Raw genomic sequence first — 17,946 nt, 5'->3', positions numbered from 1 at the left:
CTGATGCAGCTGCTCCGGCTTCTTGGCCCTCGGCTGGTCGCCACCTCTCGCGCTCATCTTCATGCCGAAGAGCACTTCGTTTCGTTTTTGCCTCTGATCTGAATCAGTAGCGAAGCTCGCCACCGCGACGGAGCGGTGCTCCCCGCTTTGTGGACGTGCCAAACCTCCGCAGTCAGGACGTCCCCATTCCGGGTAGTTCCACCCGTCGTCGGCGGCCTTTCGTTGCCTGTCACGAAGGAGCCTGCCATGTCGATGATCCGCGACCTCAGGGCCGTCGTCCGCCCCGCCCGCCCCTCCCTGCGCAACGGGGGCGCACGCACGGACGGCAGCGCGTACGACACCACCCGTGACCCCGCGACCCCGTCGGCCGTCGTCGACTGCGCCGTCTACCGGGACGGTTCGCGCGTCCAGTGCGCACAGGCGCCGACCCCGCAGGAGGCCATGCGCCAGGTGCGGCGCGACGGAGGCTTCGTGTGGATCGGTCTGCACGAGCCCACCGAGGCCGAATTCGCCGGTATCGCGGCGGAGTTCGGGCTGCACCCGCTGGCCGTGGAGGACGCGGTGCAGGCGCACCAGCGGCCCAAGCTGGAGCGCTACGACGACTCGCTCTTCACGGTCTTCAAGACCATCCACTACATCGAGCACGACCGGCTCGAGGCCAACAGCGAGATCGTCGAGGCCGGCGAGGTCATGTGCTTCACCGGCAAGGACTTCTTCATCACGGTCCGGCACGGCGGCCAGGGCTCGCTGCGCGCGCTGCGCCACCGCCTCCAGGACGACCCCGAGCTGCTGATCAAGGGTCCCTCCGCGGTGCTGCACGCCATCGCGGACCACGTCGTCGACGGCTACATCGCGGTCGCGGACGCCGTGCAGGACGACATCGACGAGGTCGAGACGGAGGTGTTCTCGCCCGGGCGCAAGGGCACCCCGCGCGGCACGGACGCCGGCCGGATCTACCAACTCAAGCGTGAGGTACTGGAGTTCAAGCGCGCGGTGTCGCCGCTGCTGCGGCCGATGCAGCTGCTGAGCGAGCGGCCGATGCGGCTGATCGACCCCGACATCCAGAAGTACTTCCGCGACGTCGCCGACCACCTCGCCCGGGTCCAGGAGCAGGTCGTCGGCTTCGACGAGCTGCTCAACTCGATTCTCCAGGCCAACCTGGCGCAGGCGTCCGTCGCGCAGAACGAGGACATGCGGAAGATCACGTCCTGGGCGGCCATCATCGCCGTACCGACCATGGTCTGCGGGGTGTACGGCATGAACTTCGACTACATGCCGGAGCTGCACTGGAAGTTCGGCTATCCCGTGGTCATGTCGGCCATGGTGGCCCTCTGCTTCGGCATCCACCGCACGCTGAAGCGCAACGGCTGGCTGTGAGTGCCCTCGATGGCGCCTCGCTAGGGTGAGCCCATGACAAGCGAGCTGCCCGACCACGCCGTCGTCACGCAGGCCCTCGTCGAGGAGGCCACCAAGAAGTCCGGCCTCGTCTGGGTCCGGGGCGCCGGCGAACCGGCCGCGCGTGCGCTGTGGCATGTGTGGCACGAGGGCGCGGCCTGTCTGGTCGGCGACGGACCCGGTGAGCAGCCGCTGTCCGGGCTCGTCGGCGGGGGTTCGGCCGAGGTCACCGTCCGCAGCAAGGACAAGGGCGGCCGGCTGGTCTCCTGGACGGCGCGCGTCGTGCAGGTCGAGCCCGGTTCCGAGGCGTGGGACGCGGCCGTCGCCGAGCTCAAGGGCAAGCGGCTGAACGCGCCCGACGGCGAGGCCATGACCGAGCGCTGGGCGCGGGAGTGCCGGGTGCTGCGCCTGGAGCCGACCGGGACCACCCTGCCGCTGCCCGACGGGGATCTGGCGGCCAAGCCGGTGCCCTCGCCCGCCACCACGCGCCGGCCGGCCCCGGCCGGACTGCCGAAGCTGCTGCTGAAGAAGCGCAGACGCAAGTAACCGGTCTCTGAAACGTCAGGACGACGGCAGATCTACGACGGCAAGATCTATGACGACGGCAGCTGCTTGCCGTAGTCCACCGTGTCGCCCTTCGCCGGCTCCTTCAGGTCGAAGTCCTTGCCCCAGGCGGAGAAGCTCAGCGTGCCCGCGCCTCCGGCGCGTTCCAGGCGCAGCGGGTACGGCGTGCCCTCCAGCGACACGTCCAGCTTGCCGCCGGAGCCGCCGTCGCCGGTGATGCGGATCGTGCGGACGCCGGACTGCTCGTGGTGGCCGTCCGTGGCCAGCGAGCCGTGCAGGGTCAGCAGCCCGTCGAGGAGGACGTCCTTGTCCGTGAAGCCGCTGAACTTCTTGTACGAGGGGTCGCCCGTCGGCACCTTCACGTACTTGCCGTCGAGCTTGTCGGCGGCCGCCGTGTCCGAGCCGTCGCCCGACTTGCCGTCCTCCTTGGCCCAGAAGGACGCGTCGGCCTTCAGGTACAACTGCTCGCCGATCCGCAGCAGATGGAAGGTGGCCCCCTCCGCGGTGACCGATCCGGTGCCGCCGTCCGCCTTCAGGCTCATGTCGAGCTTGTACGTGTGCCCGCTGGTGACCACGCTCCCCGACAGCCGCACCGCGTCCACGCCGGCCGCGGCCGTCTTCGTCTTGGACTGGATCTGCGCGGCCGGCAGTTTGCCCACCCCGTTCGTGCCCGCGTCCGGATCCTCACTGCACCCCGCCAGTCCCAGACTGCCCACGACCAGTGCGCACAGCGCGCTCACCAACGGGGTCCGGCGAGTACGGCCGTGGGAAATCGCAGTCACAGAGAGAGCTGCCTTTCTGCGGGGGTGTGCCGAGCGGCGTACGGCAGCGTACCGGGGGCGCGAGCGGCGAACGGAGCCAGTCCGTCCGGACCGGCCGTCAGGGCGTATCCGATCGGGACGGGCTAGCCTGAAGCCCGCAACGGCGGGCAATCGGGACAAGGGCGGAGGTGCGGTCATGGCGGCGGGCGCACCGCGGATCTTCGTCTCGCATCTCTCCGGCATCCCGGTCTTCGATCCGAACGGCGACGTGGTCGGGCGGGTGCGCGATCTGGTCGTCGTGCTGCGCGTGGGGCGGCGGCCGCCGCGGGTGCTCGGGCTGGTCGTCGAACTGGCCACCCGGCGCCGGATCTTCCTGCCCATGACCCGGGTGACCGGCATCGAGTCCGGCCAGGTGATCACCACCGGCGTGGTCAACGTGCGGCGCTTCGAGCAGCGCCCCACCGAGCGGCTGGCGTTCGGGGAGCTGCTCGACCGGCGCGTCACGCTCGTCGAGACCGGCGAGGAGGTCAACGTCCTCGACGTGTCGGTGCGGCAGCTGCCGGCCCGCCGGGACTGGGAGATCGACCGGGTCTTCGTCCGCAAGGGGAGGAAGGCGAGCGCCTTCCGGCGGGCCAAGGGCGAGACGCTGACCGTGGGGTGGTCCGCGGTGACCGGGTTCTCGCTGGAGGAGCACGGACAGGGCGCGGAGAGCCTTCTCGCCACCTTCGAGCAGCTGCGCCCCGCCGACCTCGCCAACGTCCTGCACCATCTGTCGCCGAAGCGGCGCGCCGAGGTCGCCGCCGCCCTGGACGACGACCGGCTCGCCGACGTCCTGGAGGAGCTGCCGGAGGACGACCAGATCGAGATCCTCGGCAAGCTGAAGGAGGAGCGCGCGGCGGACGTCCTGGAGGCCATGGACCCCGACGACGCGGCCGACCTGCTCTCCGAGCTCCCCGAGGCGGACCAGGAGCGGCTGCTGAGCCTGATGGAGCCGGCGGACGCGGCCGACATGCGGCGGCTGATGGCGTACGAGGAGCACACCGCGGGCGGGCTGATGACCACCGAGCCGATCGTGCTGCGCCCCGACGCCACCGTCGCCGACGCCCTCGCGCGCGTGCGCAACGCGGACCTCTCACCCGCGCTCGCCGCCCAGGTCTACGTCTGCCGCCCGCCCGACGAGACCCCGACCGGCAAGTACCTGGGCACGGTCCACTTCCAGCGCCTGCTGCGCGACCCCCCGTACACGCTGGTCAGCGCGCTGCTCGACGACGATCTCCAGGCCCTGGCGCCGGACGCGGCGCTGCCGGTCGTCGCCGGGTTCTTCGCGACGTACGACATGGTCGCGGCGCCCGTGGTGGACGAAGCGGGCTCGCTCCTCGGCGCGGTGACGGTGGACGACGTCCTGGACCACATGCTGCCGGAGGACTGGCGGGAGACCGAGTTCCACCTCGAGGACGCGATGGACATCGACGGGACTGGTTCCCATGACTGACGGGACTGCTTCCGATGGCTCCTGAGCGCGAGGGCGGCGGCCGCGTGGAGCGCACGCCGGTCGGGGCGACGGCGGCCGGCCGGCACCGCCCGCGCCTGGACCAGCCGCAGCCGCGCCGGCGCCCACTGCTGCCCGAGTGGGACCCGGAGGCGTTCGGACGGCTGTCGGAGCGCATCGCGCGCTTCCTGGGCACCGGGCGGTTCATCGTCTGGATGACGGTCGTCATCATCGTCTGGGTGCTGTGGAACATCTTCGCCCCGCGCGATCTGCGCTTCGACAACTATCCGTTCATCTTCCTGACCCTGATGCTGTCCCTCCAGGCCTCCTACGCGGCCCCGCTGATCCTGCTCGCGCAGAACCGGCAGGACGACCGCGACCGGGTCAACCTGGAGCAGGACCGCAAGCAGAACGAACGGTCCATCGCCGACACCGAGTACCTGACCAGGGAGATCGCCGCCCTGCGCATCGGCCTGGGCGAGGTCGCCACCCGGGACTGGATCCGCTCGGAGCTGCAGGACATGGTCAAGGAAATGGAGGAACGGGGCAACGGACACCGCGAAGGCGCCGTATTCCCGGCAGAACGGTCCCGGGGACGTGACGTAGAAGACCGGTGACGGACTTACCGGGGCCCCCTCCGACAGCCGTACCATCGACCTCATGGCTAGCGAAGACGCGGTGCGCGAGGCACTGGCGACGGTGAACGACCCCGAGATCAACCGGCCCATCACCGAACTCGGGATGGTGAAGTCGGTCGAGATCGGCGCGGACGGGGCGGTCGCGGTCACCGTGTACCTGACGGTCTCCGGCTGCCCGATGCGCGAGACGATCACGCAGCGCGTGACGGACGCGGTCTCCCGGGTGGACGGCGTCACCCGCGTCGACGTCACCCTCGACGTGATGAGCGACGAGCAACGCAAGGAACTGGCGACCGCCCTGCGCGGCGGCACCGCCGAGCGCGAGGTCCCGTTCGCCAAGCCCGGCTCGCTGACCCGCGTGTATGCGGTCGCCTCCGGCAAGGGCGGCGTCGGCAAGTCGTCGGTGACGGTGAACCTGGCGGCGGCGATGGCCGCCGACGGCCTCAAGGTGGGCGTGGTCGACGCCGACATCTACGGCCACAGCGTGCCGCGCATGCTGGGCGCGGACGGCCGTCCGACCCAGGTCGAGAACATGATCATGCCGCCGTCCGCGAACGGCGTGAAGGTCATCTCCATCGGCATGTTCATCCAGGGCAACGCGCCGGTCGTCTGGCGCGGCCCGATGCTGCACCGCGCCCTCCAGCAGTTCCTGGCCGACGTGTACTGGGGCGACCTGGACGTGCTGCTGATGGACCTGCCGCCGGGCACGGGCGACATCGCGATCTCGGTGGCCCAGCTGGTCCCCAACGCGGAGATCCTGGTCGTCACCACCCCCCAGCAGGCCGCGGCGGAGGTCGCCGAGCGGGCGGGCTCCATCGCCGTGCAGACCCACCAGAAGATCGTCGGCGTGGTCGAGAACATGGCCGGCCTGCCCTGCCCGCACTGCGACGAGATGGTCGATGTCTTCGGCACCGGCGGCGGACAGTCGGTGGCGGACGGGCTGACCCGCACGACCGGCGCCACCGTCCCGGTCCTCGGCTCGATCCCGATCGACGTCCGGCTGCGCGAGGGCGGCGACGACGGCAAGCCGGTGGTCCTGAGCGACCCCGACTCCCCGGCGGGCGCGGCCCTGCGGGCGATCGCGGGCAAGCTGGGCGGCCGCCAGCGCGGCCTGTCCGGACTGTCGCTCGGGATCACGCCCCGGAACAAGTTCTAGCGCGACTTCCAGCGCGACGATCGTCAGGGTGCCCACCGCCGGGAGGGCACCCTTCGTCGTGTCTAGGCGTACGCGTCGATGTCCTTGATCATGGCGAAGCCGAGCCCGTACGCGCTCATGCCCCTCCCGTACGCCCCCAGGTGCACCCCTTCCGAGGTCGAGCCGGCCAGTACCCAGCCGAACTCGGACTCTCGGTAGTGGAAGGGCGTCGGCACGCCGTCGACCGGCAGGGACAGCGTCGACCAGTCCTCGCCGGCGAGGTCGTCGGCGAGGACCCACGCCGTCTCGGTCTGCTGGTCCAGCCAGTCGTCGCGCAGGCTGTGGTCCATCTGCCCCGGCCAGGTGAAGGACAGCAGGCCCACCCCCGCGAGCCAGGCCGCCGAGGACACCGAGGTGGCCTCCAGCAGGCCCGTGCCGTCGGCGCTGCGCCGCACGGGGTTCGTGGCGACGGTCACGACGACCGCGAACTTCCCGCGGTCCTCACCGGACGTCTCATGCCGTACGGAGGGCTCGTCGCCGTGTCCGACGGAACCGTGTTCGACGGCCCCGTCGGCCGCCGTGCCCACCTGCATCAGCCAGCGCGGCCCTGTGAAGGCCTCGTCGAGGCCGTACCAGGGGAAGGGTGCCTCCAAGTAGCCGTCGACCGTACGCCGGACGGAGGGGAGCTGTTGTCCGCCCTCCGCGTCCGGCGTCTGCGCGACTGCCCGACTCGTCGTCTCCATGTGCCCGGACGCCTCCTCGTTCTCGACGGAGCGACCGGCCCGCCCCCCTTCGGGCGTACTCGTCCGCTCCGCACAACAACCAGGCAGCATAGCCACCCCGCCCCGGGCTGCCGGGAATCCACCCGGCGCGTGCGGCGTGCGCCCCCTCACATCGGGGCACGCGGGTGAGTCGGGAGAGGCTTTACGTGGCGTCCGCGTCGAAGGGCGGGCGGTCGTCCTTGCCGGGCTCTTCGGGCTTCTTGGTCATGTCGATCCGACCGTCGCCGGACGAGGACGAGCCCGAGGACGAAGAGGACGATCCCGCGGCCGCGGTGTCCGTGTCGCGGCTGTGGACCGCGTCCGTGACCTCGGCCATCTCCTTCTTCAGGTCGAAGCCGTTGCGGATCTCCTTGAGCCCCAGCTCGTCGTTGTCCAGCTGCTTGCGGATGAACGTCTTGGGGTTGAGGTCCTCGAACTCGAAGTCCTTGAACTCCGGTCCCAGCTCGCTGCGGATGTCCGCCTTGGCGCTCTCCGAGAACTCACGGATCTTCCGGACGGTCCGCATCATGTCCTGGATGACCTTCGGGAGCTTGTCCGGACCGAAGACGAGCACGGCCAGGACGGCGATCGTCACCAGCTCGAGCGGTCCTATGTCATTGAACACCTGAAGCTCCTTGCGCGATGTCCGCGGTCCTCGGCCCTCGGGCCCTGAGTGATCAAGTTCGGGTCTTCCGTGGTCCGGGCCGGGTCCACGGTACCTGTCGCACCTGTCCGACCGGTACCGTCCCGGGGCCCCCGAATGCGTGTAGGCGGCCCGTTTTTCGCGTTGTTTGCCTTGTCGGACCGCGTTTCACCGTCTGACCTGTGACGTTTCTGTCAATCGATGGGTGTGGGCTGGCAGCGCCCCGGCCGGATCGGCCCGACGACTTCTAGCCGTCGGACGAGCCCAGGACCAGGGTGAGCGTCCGTTCGCGCCCGTCGCGCTGGATCGTCAGTTCCAGGCGGTCGCCGGGGCGGTGGGCGCGGGTCTTGACGATCAGCTCCTCACCGGAGTGGATGCGCTGTCCGTCGACCTCCGTGACGACGTCTCCGGCCCGGATGCCGGCCCGGTCGCCGGGGCCGCCCGCGGTGACCGGCGCGCCCGCCTCCCCGCCGGCCACGCTGACCCGGGCGCCGTCCCCGGCGTAGTCCAGGTCGAGGGTGATGCCGATGACCGGGTGGGTCGCCTTGCCGTTGTTGATCAGCTCCTCGGCGACGCGCTTGCCCTGGTTGATCGGGATGGCGAAACCGAGGCCGATCGAACCGGCCTGGGCGCTGTCGGAGTCGGTGCCGTCGGCGGCGGAGCGGATCGCGGAGTTGATGCCGATGACCTGGCCCCGCGCGTCGAGGAGGGGGCCGCCGGAGTTGCCGGGGTTGATCGGCGCGTCGGTCTGCAGGGCGTCCACGTACGACACGTCGCTGCCGTCCCCTCTCTCGCCTCCGGCGACGACCGGCCGTTCCCTGGCGCTGATGATCCCGGAGGTGACGGTGCCCTCCAGGTCGAAGGGGGCGCCGATGGCGACGACCGGATCGCCGACCCGGACGTTGTCGGAGTTGCCGAGCCTGAGGGGCTGCAGGCCCTTCACCCCGGTCACCCGCACCACGGCGAGGTCGTAGCCGCTGTCCCGGCCGACGACCTCGGCGTCGGCGGTCTGGCCCCCGTTGAAGACGACGGATATCTCGCCGTCGTTTCCGGCGGGCTCGACGACGTGGTTGTTGGTGAGGATGTAGCCGCGCGTGTCGAGCACGAAGCCGGTTCCGGTGCCGGACTCGTCGCTCCCGCTGACATGCAGCGTCACGACGCTGGGCAGGGCCCGCGCGGCGATCCCGGCCACGCTGTCCGCGGCCCGCCCGGTGGGCTCCGCGGAGGCCTGCGGCAGCCGTACGGGGTTCAGCCCGCCGTTGCGCTCCAGATAGGTGCCCACGGCCCCGCCGAGCCCGCCGGAGACCAGCGCGAGGGCCAGAGCGCCCCCGGCCAGCCTCCGCCGCACCTGCCTGCGCCGCTCGGCCTCGGTGTCCACCCCGGCCCCGGTCTGCTGGAACGGCCCGCCGACGACGATCTCGGCCCCCTGCGCCCCGGCGAGCGGGGCGGGGGCCCAGGGGTCGTAGCGCCGCCAGGGATCGACGGGTTCGGCCGTGGACTGCTGCGGTATCAGGGGCGCCGCGGGCGGGCCGTGGACGGCCTGCGGCGGGATCACAGGAGGAACGGGACCCGGAACAGGAGGAGGAATGGGAACAGGACCGGCAACGGGTGCGGGGGCCGGCGGGGGCAGCGCGGTGCCGTGCGCGGGTGTGACCGCCGGGTGCTGGACGGGCGGCGCGGGCGCCCAGGGGCCCGGCTCGCCGTACGGCGGGGTGCTGTAGGGGTCGGGATCGTGCAACGGCTTGGGACGCTCGCCGGCGACCGCCCCCGCCCCCGGCCCCGCGGGAACCGCCTCGGCGAAACCCGCACCGTCCTGAACCACGGACTGGCCCGAACCGGCCGCGACGAGACCCGCTGCACCGGTTTCCGACCCGGCCGGCTCGGACGCGGGCTCCGCGGGCGTCGGGCGGGCCAGTTCGAAGTCGCCCTCGGCTGTGGGAGCGGGTGGGCTCGTGGCCGTTTCCGGACCCGGGTCCGCGGGGCTCTGTTGCTCCGAGGACGCCTGCGGTCGAGGCCGGCTCCACCATTTCGCCCTCGTGGGCTTCCCCTCGTCCATGCTCTCCCCACGCTCGAGCCCCCGCCGCACCGAGCGGCCCGGCTGACTCCAGGCAAGGCGCGGTCCACCCTGGATTCAACCAGGTTCACGGCGGAGCGGCGCAGGGCCCGGGTCAGCGGGTGTTCTGCGAGGTGGGCGAGTCGCTGGGAGCGGAGGTGGCGTCGGGGACGGGTGCGGCGAGCAGACCGGGCGCGGTGGCCTCGACCCCGTTGGTCCACGCGGAGAGCGCGGTCAGCGGGATCGGCGGGTGGGTGCCGAGCGGCCGTATCAGCGGGGACATGACGGCCGCGCCGGCCACCATGGGCGTGGTGAGCCGGTGCAGGGCCTGCTCGAACTGGCGGTCGGCCGGCGCGGGCACACCGGGCAGCAGCGGCGCGGACACCTCGGTCGGGGCCACCGGGGTGTCGCCGAGGTGGCCGCTCTGGGAGAGCAGCGGGCCGACGGCGCGACGGCGCTGGTTGTCCTGCGCGGTCGAGGAACCCGTGCCCGAGCCCGGCGTGCGGGCCGGCGTCACATTGCTCCCGGAGCCCGAGCCGCCACGGCCGTCCGCGGTCGTGTCGATCGGGGCGACGGTGGTCATGCCGCCCAGAGCGATCGCGGCGAGCGACACCGCGCCGGCGGCGACGAACGCGAACCGCATGCTGCGCGAGCGCTCGGTGTCGCCGCGGTCGCCGCCTCGGCCGACGGGGTGGATGCGGAAACCCCGCTCCGAGGCGGGTGCCAGGACGGAGCCGTGGTCGCGGGCGGGCACATAGCCGAACTCGAACGGCTCGTCCCGTCTGCCGCCTCTCATTCCGAAGACTCCGCCGGGGAGTCCCTCGCCGAACGCTCCGCCGCCCAGCGGGCTGCCGCCGTCGCCGGGGTCGCCGCCCCCGGGAAGCCCCTGGAGACGGGCCAGGAAGCTCTCCGAGGGGGCCGGTGGGGCCACTTCCGCGAAGACGTTCTTCAGCCGGCGCTGCGCGTCGACCTCCGACTTGCACTTGGGGCAGGTCGCCACATGCGCCAGCACCCGCTCACGGGTGTCATGACCGAGCTCGCCGTCCACCAGGGCCGAGAGCCGGTCACCGAGATGCTGCTCCGCGAGGAGCCTCTCGGCTGCGTTGTTTCGGGATCCGGTTCCACTCACGCGGTCGCGCCCCCTCCTCCCAGTGCGGGCACGCGGGGCACGAAGGAGCGTCGCTCCGCGCGTGCCTCGGGCGAGCGGTGCGCGAGGGCCTTGCGCAGCTGGGAACGGCCGCGGTGGATGCGCGAGCGGACCGTGCCCAGCTTGACGCCCAGGGTCGCGGCGATCTCCTCGTAGGACAGGCCTTCGATGTCGCAGAGGACGACCGCGGCGCGGAACTCGGGCGCGAGGGTGTCGAGGGCCTGCTGGACGTCCGCGTCGAAGTGGGCGTCGTTGAAGACCTGCTGCGGGTTGGGCTCCTTGCTGGGCAGCCGCTCGGCGGCGTCGTCGCCCAGCGCGTCGAAGCGGATGCGCTGCTTGCGGCGGACCATGTCCAGGAAGAGGTTGGTGGTGATGCGGTGCAGCCAGCCCTCGAACGTGCCCGGCGTGTACGTCGACAGGGAACGGAAGACACGGACGAAGACCTCTTGGGTGAGATCCTCGGCGTCGTGCTGGTTGCCGGTCAGACGGTAGGCGAGCCGGTAGACCCGGCCGCTGTGCATGCTGACGATCTCCTCCCACGTGGGCGGAGTCCAGGCCTGCCCGTCCGCGTCGGTGGAGAAAGTCGCGGTCTGGGCTGGGCCGTCGGCGAGGCCGGCGGCGTGGCTGGGGTCAGCAGCGGTGTCGTTCACGGATTTCGGCTTGCCTGCCGAACCGAGAAAGCGCCGCAGCACTCCTCCCCGATCCACAGGCGCAGCCGCACCTCCCCTGTCGGCTCTGGTGGTGTCCAGTGGAGCCCCTACCATAGCCACCTCGCCCGTTAGCTCCGGATAAGCGGTTTTACGAGAAATTGATCTGGGCTGATACGGCTCATACGGCTGCGTCAGCACTTGCTCGACACCCGGTCCTTCATCGTGATCCAACTGTGTCCCCCCGTCATCGTTCACACCCCTTCAAACGCGCGGTCCCATCTGCGGGTTCCCGGCGGCAACGGATACAGTCACGCCGAGGCAACCACGGGGACAGGAGAGGGTCATTACCGGCAACCGGCAGGCAAGCTGGGCGTTCGCCGACGCCTATGCCGCCGAGGACGAAGCGCTGCTCTGGGCCCGTGACCGGGCCCGCGACGCAGGGCTGCGCTCGGTGTCGCCCAGCACGGGCGCAGCCCTGCGGATGCTCGCCGCCACCGTGGACGCGAAGGCGGTCGCGGAGATCGGTACCGGCACCGGCGTCTCCGGGATCCACCTGCTGTACGGGATGCGCCCGGACGGCGTCCTGACGACCGTCGACCCCGAGCCGGAGCACCAGCAGTTCGCCCGGCAGGCCTTCCGTGCCTGCGGTTTCGCCAGCAACCGGGCCCGCTTCATCCCGGGCCGCGCCCTGGACGTCCTGCCCCGCCTCGCGGACGCGGGCTATGACCTGGTCTTCTGCGACGGCGACCGGCTGGAGCTGATGGACTACCTCGCTGAATCGTTGCGCCTGCTGCGTCCGGGCGGGCTGGTCGTCTTCGAGGGCGTCTTCGCCAACGGCCGCACGGTGGATTCGGGGCCGCAGCCCACCGAGGTCATAAGGATCCGGGAACTGCTGCGGGCGGTGCGCGAGAGCCAGGAGCTGGTGCCGTCGCTGCTCCCGGTGGGCGACGGCCTGCTGTGCGCGGTCAAGCGCTGAGCGCTGCACTGGGCCTGCCGCGATGTGCCGTCGTTCGGCTGCCGCGCCGTCGTGGCTGGTCGCTCCCCCACTCTCGGCTCCGCTCGAGCGGGGGGACCCCCACCGCGGCGGAGCCGCATATGTCAGCGCCTCGCGCCCCTTCGGGGCGCTTAGGCGAAACGTGGAAAAACAACCGCTCCGGCATCCCGAAGGGTGCCGGAGCGGTCGAAAGAACAGGGTCGCTTGCGCGTCAGCCGACGACCTTCTTGAGGGCGTCGCCGAGCGCGTCGGCCTCGTCAGGGGTCAGCTCGACGACGAGCCGCCCGCCGCCTTCGAGCGGAACGCGCATGACGATGCCCCGCCCCTCCTTGGTCACCTCGAGCGGGCCATCACCCGTCCGCGGCTTCATGGCCGCCATGCTCGTTCCCCTTCCTGAAACCAGCTCATCGCCAAAGCCGACGGCCCGTGGAGGGCAGCCGCAGTCCAGCGTGGGACACGCGACACCGGCATCGAACACATTGCTTCCAAGCCATTATCCCGCATCTCAGGACCCGATGACCAACATCAGTCGGCATCGCTTGGGCAACGCGCGCGAGCAAAACCACTCAATTCGGCGATGTGACTGCGATACTTCGCCGCCGCACGCACTTCCCCCGCCCGGAATCCGTCCCGGATTCTTTGACGCAGGTCACATGTCGGGTCCGGTCCGCGGACGGCGATCTCCGCCATGCTGTCCTCGTACACCGGACGTACCGACCAGTAGTACGTCGGAGCCGCGACACGGAGGGGAAACGCCATGGCCGACACCGTGCTCTACGAGGTGAGCGACGGACTCGCGACGATCACGCTGAACCGCCCGGAGGCGATGAACGCGCTGAACATCGCGACCAAGGTCGCCCTTCGGGACGCGGTCGGGTCCGCGGCGGCCGACGACGCCGTACGGGCCGTGCTGCTGACCGCCGCGGGTGAGCGGGCGTTCTGCGTGGGGCAGGACCTCAAGGAGCACATCGGGCTGCTGGCCGAGGGCTCGGGGCAGGTCATGAGCACGGTCAAGGAGCACTACAACCCGATCGTGCGGGCGCTGACGGAGGCACGGAAGCCGGTGGTCGCCGCGGTGAACGGGGTCGCCGCCGGCGCGGGATTCGGGTTCGCGCTGGCCGCGGACTACCGGGTCGTGGCCGACACGGCGTCCTTCAACACCTCGTTCGCGGGTGTCGCGCTGACCGCCGACTCCGGGGTGTCCTGGACCCTGCCCCGGGTGATCGGCCCCGGGCGGGCCGCCGATCTGCTGCTGTTCCCGCGCAGCGTCAAGGCGCAGGAGGCGTACGAGCTGGGGATCGCGAACCGGGTCGTTCCGTCGGCGGAGCTGCGCGCCGAGGGCGAGAAGGTGGCCCGCGCCCTGGCCGCGGGGCCGACGGTGGCGTACGCGGCGATCAAGGAGGCCGTCGCGTACGGGTTCTCCCACTCGCTGGCGGAGACGCTGGAGAAGGAGGACGAGCTGCAGACCCGGGCCGGGGCGTCCGAGGACCACGGGATCGCGGTGCAGGCGTTCATCGACAAGGAGACGCCCAAGTACTTGGGACGCTGAGCATCCCCGGCGGCTGCGGCGCCGTCGTAGCTGGTCGGGCCCGCGCGGCGGAGCCGCACATGTCAGCGCCCCGCGCCCCTTCAGGGCGCTGCCGAACCGCCGCCGACCTGCTTAGCCAGGTCTGCTCACGCACGCTGCCAGGTGGTCGTTGACCAAGCCGCACGCCTGCATCAACGCGTAGGCCGTCGTGGGGCCGACGAACCGTACGCCGCGCTTCTTCAGCGCCTTCGACAAGGCGGTCGACTCGTCGGTCACGGCCGGGACGTCGGCGAGGGTCTTCGGGGCGGGGCGGGCCGCCGTGTCCGGGGCGTGGGACCAGATCAGTTCGTCCAGGTCGCCCGGGGCCCAGTCGGCCAGCAGCCGGGCGTTGGCGAGGGTGGCGTCGATCTTGGCCCGGTTGCGGATGATGCCCGGGTCGGCGAGCAGGCGTTCGCGGTCCTCGTCGGTGAAGCCGGCCACCGAGGCGATCTTGAAGTCGGCGAAGGCGGTGCGGAAGCCGGGGCGGCGGCGCAGGATCGTGATCCAGGAGAGGCCGGACTGGAAGGCCTCCAGGCTGAGGCGTTCGAAGAGCGCGTCGTCGCCGTGGACCGGGCGGCCCCACTCCTCGTCGTGGTAGGTCACGTAGTCCGGCGTGGACAGGGCCCAGGGGCAGCGCAGCGCGCCGTCCTCGCCCGGGAGGGCCGTGCCGTCGCTCACCGGTGGTCCTCGGGCTCGGGCTTCTCGAAGGAGACGGCCGAGGTGTGCGCCCCGGACAGGGCGGACTCCAGGTCGGCGATGCGGGCGTCGCGCTCGGCGAGTTCGGCGGCGATGCGGTTGAGGGCGTCGTCCACGTCCGCCATGCGGTAGCCGCGGGCGGCCAGCGGGAAGCGGAGGCGGTCGATGTCGGCCCGGTCGACCGCGCGGTCCGGGGGCAGCGGGTCGTGCAGCCGCTCGGGGGCGACCTCCGGCAACGGGCCGGTGCCCTCGCCGCCGCCCACCACGGCGAGGGTCACCGCGGCGACCACGACGGCGAGCGCGATGACCAGGAACAAGAACATAACCATCGGTGGGCCCCCACGCTCGGTGTGCTCGGAGTGGATGTGTGTGGGTCCGATCGTGCCATGCGGGTCCGACAGTTAGGGTCGCAGGCGGTGGAAGTGCAGGTCGTACTAGGAGAGGTCACAGGGGATGCTCAGGCTGGGCAGGCGGGAATTCGGCGCGCACGAGCCGGTGATCATGGCGATCGTGAACCGGACCCCGGACTCCTTCTACGACCAGGGGGCGACCTTCCGCGACGAGCCGGCCCTCGCGCGCGTGGAGCAGGCGGTGGCGGAGGGCGCGGCCGTGATCGACATCGGCGGGGTCAAGGCCGGGCCCGGCGAAGAGGTGACGGCGCGGGAGGAGGCCCGGCGGACCGTCGGCTTCGTGGCCGAGGTCCGACGGCGCTTCCCGGACGTGATCATCAGCGTGGACACCTGGCGCGCGGAGGTCGGGGAGGCGGTCTGCGAGGCGGGCGCGGATCTGCTGAACGACGCGTGGGGCGGGGTGGATCCGGGGCTGGCGGAGGTCGCGGCGCGCTACCGGGTGGGGCTGGTGTGCACGCACGCGGGGGGCGCGCAGCCGCGGACGCGTCCGCACCGGGTGGCGTACGACGACGTCATGGCCGACATCCTGGGCGTGACCGTGGGGCTCGCGGAGCGGGCGGCGGCGCTGGGCGTGCCGCGGGAGTCGATCATGATCGATCCGGGGCACGACTTCGGGAAGAACACCCGGCACAGCCTGGAGGCGACCCGGCGGCTCGGGGAGATGGTGGAGACGGGCTGGCCGGTGCTCGTGTCGCTGTCCAACAAGGACTTCGTCGGGGAGACGTTGGACCGGCCCGTGAAGGAGCGGGTGGTGGGGACCCTGGCGACGACGGCGGTGTCGGCGTGGCTGGGGGCGCAGGTGTACCGGGTGCACGAGGTGGCCGAGACCCGGCAGGTGCTGGACATGGTCGCGTCCATCGCCGGGCATCGGCCTCCGGCGGTGGCGCGACGGGGGCTCGCGTAGGCCGCACGCGCCGTACCAGGGGGCTCCGCCCGCTGGACCCCCGATCGGCCCTGAAGGGGCCTCGTCCTCAAACGCCGGACGGGCTGAAAGACAGACACCCGCCCGGCGTTCGCAAGGCATCCGACAGCCCTAGCGGCCCGCTTCCTTCGAGACCAGGGCGACCGCTTCCTCCACGTCGTCCGTGATGTGGAACAGGAGGAGGTCCTTCTCGGAGGCCTTGCCCTGGGCGATCAGGGTGTTCTTCAGCCAGTCGATGAGCCCGCCCCAGTACTCCGTGCCGAAGAGGACGATCGGGAAGCGGGTGACCTTCTGGGTCTGGACGAGGGTGAGCGCCTCGAAGAGTTCGTCCAGGGTGCCGAGGCCGCCGGGCAGGACCACGAAGCCCTGCGCGTACTTCACGAACATCATCTTCCGCACGAAGAAGTAGCGGAAGTTGAGGCCGATGTCGACGTACGGGTTGAGGCCCTGCTCGAAGGGGAGCTCGATGCCGAGGCCGACGGAGATGCCGCCCGCCTCGCACGCACCCTTGTTGGCCGCCTCCATCGCGCCCGGACCGCCGCCCGTGATGACGGCCCAGCCGGCGTCGACCAGGGCGCTGCCCAGCCGGACGCCCGCCTCGTACTCCGGGGAGTCCGCCCGTGTGCGGGCGGAGCCGAACACGCTGATGGCGGGCGGGAGTTCGGCGAGAGTGCCGAAGCCTTCGATGAACTCCGACTGGATGCGCAGGACCCGCCAGGGGTCCGTGTGGACCCAGTCCGACGGTCCGCCGGCGTCCAGCAGGCGCTGGTCGGTCGTGCTCGCCGTGACCTGACCCCGCCTCCGGAGGACAGGTCCCAGGCGCTGTTCCTCCGGTGGCTGCTTCTTGCCCTCGGGGTTCCCTGTAGCCATGTGAGCTCCCTCCGCTTGCAGTGGTTCCAGCTCAGCGTAGATCTACGCCGGTTACGTGCGGGGGACGTCGGCGTGTCCGCGATGAAGCGGCGCCGCGCCGAACGTCCCCTCAGAGCGTCAGCCAGGTCCGCAGGCGCTCCTCGCCCGCCAGGATCTTGGCCGTCTCGACGCGTTCGTCCCGCTTGTGCGCCAAGTGCGGGTTGCCGGGGCCGTAGTTGACCGCGGGCACGCCCAGCGAGGAGAAGCGGCTGACGTCCGTCCAGCCGTACTTGGGCATCGGGGTGCCGCCCACCGCCTTGATGAAGGCCGCCGCGGCGGGGTGGGAGAGGCCGGGGAGGGCGGCGGGGCTGTGGTCGTCGACCGTGAACTCCTCGACCCCGCAGTCGGCGAAGACCTCGCGGACGTGCGCGACGGCGTCCTCGGCGCTGCGGTCCGGCGCGTAGCGGAAGTTGACGGTGACGACGCACTCGTCCGGGATGACGTTGCCGGCCACCCCGCCCGTGATGCCGACCGCGTTGAGGCCCTCGCGGTACTCCAGGCCGTCGATGACCGGACGGCGCGGCTCGTAGGCGGCCAGCCGGGCCAGGATCGGGGCGGCGGCGTGGATGGCGTTGGAGCCCATCCAGCCGCGCGCCGAGTGGGCCCGCTCGCCCTTCGTCCTCAGCAGGACCCGCAGGGTGCCCTGGCAGCCGCCCTCGACCTGGCCGTCGGAGGGTTCGAGGAGGACCGCGAAGTCGCCCGCCAGCCACTCCGGGTGGGCCTCGGCCACATGCTTGAGGCCGTTGAGGTCGGCGGCGACCTCCTCGTTGTCGTAGAAGACGAACGTCAGGTCGCGGTTGGGCTGCGGGACCGTGGCCGCGATGCGCAGCTGCACCGCCACCCCCGACTTCATGTCGCAGGTGCCGCAGCCCCAGAGCACCCCGTCCTCGTCGAGCCGCGAGGGGACGTTGTCCGCGATCGGGACCGTGTCGATGTGGCCGGCCAGGACCACGCGCTCCGCCCGCCCCAGGTTCGTGCGGGCGATCACGTTGTTGCCGTAGCGGTCCACCGTGAGGTGCGGCAACGCGCTCAGGGCGTTCTCAATCGCGTCCGCGAGCGGCTTCTCGGCGCCGCTCTCCGAACGGAAGTCGACGAGCCGCGCGGTGAGGACAGCGGCATCCAGAGTGAGGTCAAGCGGGGTGTCGGCCATGCCGTCGACCCTAACGCGCCAGTTGTCGGCATCGCTCTTGCCCGCTGTGCGCAAGAGACTCC

General features: G+C 71.4%; 19 protein-coding genes. 8 read left to right on the top strand and 11 right to left on the bottom strand.

The window, feature by feature from the left end; translation table 11 throughout:
• The first annotated feature begins 246 nt into the window (after positions 1-246).
• The gene (locus ACWCPF_RS09640) at positions 247-1,377 is read left to right on the top strand and encodes a magnesium and cobalt transport protein CorA (RefSeq protein WP_451044429.1); all 1,131 of its coding nucleotides are present in this window, start codon (positions 247-249) and stop codon (positions 1,375-1,377) included.
• 33 nt (positions 1,378-1,410) lie between these two features.
• Positions 1,411-1,941 (top strand): hypothetical protein, encoded by a 531-nt coding sequence (locus ACWCPF_RS09635; RefSeq protein WP_451044428.1) that lies wholly within the window; start codon positions 1,411-1,413, stop codon positions 1,939-1,941.
• 47 nt (positions 1,942-1,988) lie between these two features.
• Here the strand turns inward: ACWCPF_RS09635 and ACWCPF_RS09630 are convergent, their stop codons facing one another.
• Positions 1,989-2,741, bottom strand: coding sequence for a hypothetical protein (locus tag ACWCPF_RS09630; RefSeq protein ID WP_451044427.1), 753 nt, complete (start codon positions 2,739-2,741; stop codon positions 1,989-1,991).
• A gap of 175 nt (positions 2,742-2,916) precedes the next feature.
• On the opposite strand from ACWCPF_RS09630, the gene ACWCPF_RS09625 reads away from it, so the two are divergent.
• Genes ACWCPF_RS09625 through ACWCPF_RS09615 form a run of 3 tightly spaced genes read left to right on the top strand, consistent with a single transcriptional unit; the run spans position 2,917 to position 6,003 of the window.
• Complete coding sequence (locus tag ACWCPF_RS09625) at positions 2,917-4,212, top strand: magnesium transporter MgtE N-terminal domain-containing protein (protein ID WP_451044426.1); 1,296 nt, start codon at positions 2,917-2,919, stop codon at positions 4,210-4,212.
• A gap of 14 nt (positions 4,213-4,226) precedes the next feature.
• Entirely contained in the window at positions 4,227-4,826 is a 600-nt protein-coding gene (locus ACWCPF_RS09620; RefSeq protein ID WP_451044425.1) for a DUF1003 domain-containing protein, read from the top strand.
• 43 nt (positions 4,827-4,869) lie between these two features.
• On the top strand, positions 4,870-6,003 hold the full coding sequence (locus tag ACWCPF_RS09615; protein ID WP_451044424.1) for an Mrp/NBP35 family ATP-binding protein: 1,134 nt from the start codon (positions 4,870-4,872) through the stop codon (positions 6,001-6,003).
• Positions 6,004-6,065: 62 nt separating this feature from the next.
• Here ACWCPF_RS09615 and ACWCPF_RS09610 read toward each other — a convergent pair whose 3' ends face one another.
• From ACWCPF_RS09610 to sigE, 5 genes are all read right to left on the bottom strand, one after another.
• Positions 6,066-6,725, bottom strand: a complete 660-nt coding sequence (locus tag ACWCPF_RS09610; protein ID WP_451044423.1) for a hypothetical protein — start codon at positions 6,723-6,725, stop codon at positions 6,066-6,068.
• A 181-nt stretch (positions 6,726-6,906) separates the two neighbouring features.
• Entirely contained in the window at positions 6,907-7,368 is a 462-nt protein-coding gene (locus tag ACWCPF_RS09605) for a sec-independent translocase (protein ID WP_451044422.1), read from the bottom strand.
• A 265-nt stretch (positions 7,369-7,633) separates the two neighbouring features.
• Positions 7,634-9,442, bottom strand: a complete 1,809-nt coding sequence (locus ACWCPF_RS09600) for a trypsin-like peptidase domain-containing protein (protein WP_451044421.1) — start codon at positions 9,440-9,442, stop codon at positions 7,634-7,636.
• Between the two features lie 112 nt (positions 9,443-9,554).
• The gene (locus tag ACWCPF_RS09595; protein ID WP_451044420.1) at positions 9,555-10,568 is read right to left on the bottom strand and encodes an anti-sigma factor family protein; all 1,014 of its coding nucleotides are present in this window, start codon (positions 10,566-10,568) and stop codon (positions 9,555-9,557) included.
• Positions 10,565-11,278 carry an RNA polymerase sigma factor SigE gene (gene sigE / locus ACWCPF_RS09590; protein ID WP_451044579.1) on the bottom strand — a complete coding sequence of 238 codons (714 nt, stop codon included), beginning with the start codon at positions 11,276-11,278 and terminating at the stop codon, positions 10,565-10,567. The genes ACWCPF_RS09595 and sigE overlap by 4 nt, the downstream gene beginning before the upstream one ends.
• Before the next feature lie 235 nt (positions 11,279-11,513).
• Between sigE and ACWCPF_RS09585 the strand changes: the two genes are divergently transcribed.
• Complete coding sequence (locus ACWCPF_RS09585; RefSeq protein WP_451044578.1) at positions 11,514-12,212, top strand: O-methyltransferase; 699 nt, start codon at positions 11,514-11,516, stop codon at positions 12,210-12,212.
• Positions 12,213-12,441: 229 nt separating this feature from the next.
• Here the strand turns inward: ACWCPF_RS09585 and ACWCPF_RS09580 are convergent, their stop codons facing one another.
• Positions 12,442-12,609, bottom strand: a complete 168-nt coding sequence (locus tag ACWCPF_RS09580; protein WP_003966491.1) for a DUF3117 domain-containing protein — start codon at positions 12,607-12,609, stop codon at positions 12,442-12,444.
• A gap of 378 nt (positions 12,610-12,987) precedes the next feature.
• Between ACWCPF_RS09580 and chcB the strand changes: the two genes are divergently transcribed.
• Positions 12,988-13,779 carry a 2-cyclohexenylcarbonyl CoA isomerase gene (chcB, locus tag ACWCPF_RS09575; protein ID WP_451044419.1) on the top strand — a complete coding sequence of 264 codons (792 nt, stop codon included), beginning with the start codon at positions 12,988-12,990 and terminating at the stop codon, positions 13,777-13,779.
• A 111-nt stretch (positions 13,780-13,890) separates the two neighbouring features.
• On the opposite strand, the gene ACWCPF_RS09570 is transcribed toward chcB, so the two are convergent.
• On the bottom strand, positions 13,891-14,475 hold the full coding sequence (locus ACWCPF_RS09570; protein ID WP_451044418.1) for a DNA-3-methyladenine glycosylase I: 585 nt from the start codon (positions 14,473-14,475) through the stop codon (positions 13,891-13,893).
• On the bottom strand, positions 14,472-14,816 hold the full coding sequence (locus ACWCPF_RS09565) for a DivIVA domain-containing protein (RefSeq protein WP_451044577.1): 345 nt from the start codon (positions 14,814-14,816) through the stop codon (positions 14,472-14,474). The genes ACWCPF_RS09570 and ACWCPF_RS09565 overlap by 4 nt, the downstream gene beginning before the upstream one ends.
• Positions 14,817-14,946: 130 nt before the next feature.
• Between ACWCPF_RS09565 and folP the strand changes: the two genes are divergently transcribed.
• Positions 14,947-15,807: a dihydropteroate synthase gene (gene folP, locus ACWCPF_RS09560; RefSeq protein WP_451044417.1), complete on the top strand. Its 861-nt coding sequence runs from the start codon at positions 14,947-14,949 to the stop codon at positions 15,805-15,807.
• Between the two features lie 129 nt (positions 15,808-15,936).
• On the opposite strand, the gene ACWCPF_RS09555 is transcribed toward folP, so the two are convergent.
• Together ACWCPF_RS09555 and dapE are read right to left on the bottom strand one after the other, a co-directional pair.
• Positions 15,937-16,695 (bottom strand): LOG family protein, encoded by a 759-nt coding sequence (locus tag ACWCPF_RS09555; protein WP_451044416.1) that lies wholly within the window; start codon positions 16,693-16,695, stop codon positions 15,937-15,939.
• A gap of 109 nt (positions 16,696-16,804) precedes the next feature.
• Positions 16,805-17,884: a succinyl-diaminopimelate desuccinylase gene (gene dapE, locus ACWCPF_RS09550; protein ID WP_451044415.1), complete on the bottom strand. Its 1,080-nt coding sequence runs from the start codon at positions 17,882-17,884 to the stop codon at positions 16,805-16,807.
• Between the last annotated feature and the right edge of the window lie 62 nt (positions 17,885-17,946).

This window comes from Streptomyces sp. NPDC001858 (assembly GCF_053594615.1).
Note: the sequence above shows the minus strand (reverse complement) of the source record. Positions and strands in the feature narration are given on the sequence as shown.

Bases quoted from the DNA above. Each gene is read 5' to 3' on its own strand.
- ACWCPF_RS09640 (WP_451044429.1), top strand. From the start codon at position 247: ATGTCGATGATCCGCGACCTCAGGGCCGTCGTCCGCCCCGCCCGCCCC.
- ACWCPF_RS09635 (WP_451044428.1), top strand. From the start codon at position 1,411: ATGACAAGCGAGCTGCCCGACCACGCCGTCGTCACGCAGGCCCTCGTC.
- ACWCPF_RS09625 (WP_451044426.1), top strand. From the start codon at position 2,917: ATGGCGGCGGGCGCACCGCGGATCTTCGTCTCGCATCTCTCCGGCATC.
- ACWCPF_RS09620 (WP_451044425.1), top strand. From the start codon at position 4,227: ATGGCTCCTGAGCGCGAGGGCGGCGGCCGCGTGGAGCGCACGCCGGTC.
- ACWCPF_RS09615 (WP_451044424.1), top strand. From the start codon at position 4,870: ATGGCTAGCGAAGACGCGGTGCGCGAGGCACTGGCGACGGTGAACGAC.
- ACWCPF_RS09610 (WP_451044423.1), bottom strand. From the start codon at position 6,725: ATGGAGACGACGAGTCGGGCAGTCGCGCAGACGCCGGACGCGGAGGGC.
- ACWCPF_RS09600 (WP_451044421.1), bottom strand. From the start codon at position 9,442: ATGGACGAGGGGAAGCCCACGAGGGCGAAATGGTGGAGCCGGCCTCGA.
- ACWCPF_RS09580 (WP_003966491.1), bottom strand. From the start codon at position 12,609: ATGGCGGCCATGAAGCCGCGGACGGGTGATGGCCCGCTCGAGGTGACC.
- chcB (WP_451044419.1), top strand. From the start codon at position 12,988: ATGGCCGACACCGTGCTCTACGAGGTGAGCGACGGACTCGCGACGATC.
- ACWCPF_RS09565 (WP_451044577.1), bottom strand. From the start codon at position 14,816: ATGTTCTTGTTCCTGGTCATCGCGCTCGCCGTCGTGGTCGCCGCGGTG.
- folP (WP_451044417.1), top strand. From the start codon at position 14,947: ATGCTCAGGCTGGGCAGGCGGGAATTCGGCGCGCACGAGCCGGTGATC.
- ACWCPF_RS09555 (WP_451044416.1), bottom strand. From the start codon at position 16,695: ATGGCTACAGGGAACCCCGAGGGCAAGAAGCAGCCACCGGAGGAACAG.
- dapE (WP_451044415.1), bottom strand. From the start codon at position 17,884: ATGGCCGACACCCCGCTTGACCTCACTCTGGATGCCGCTGTCCTCACC.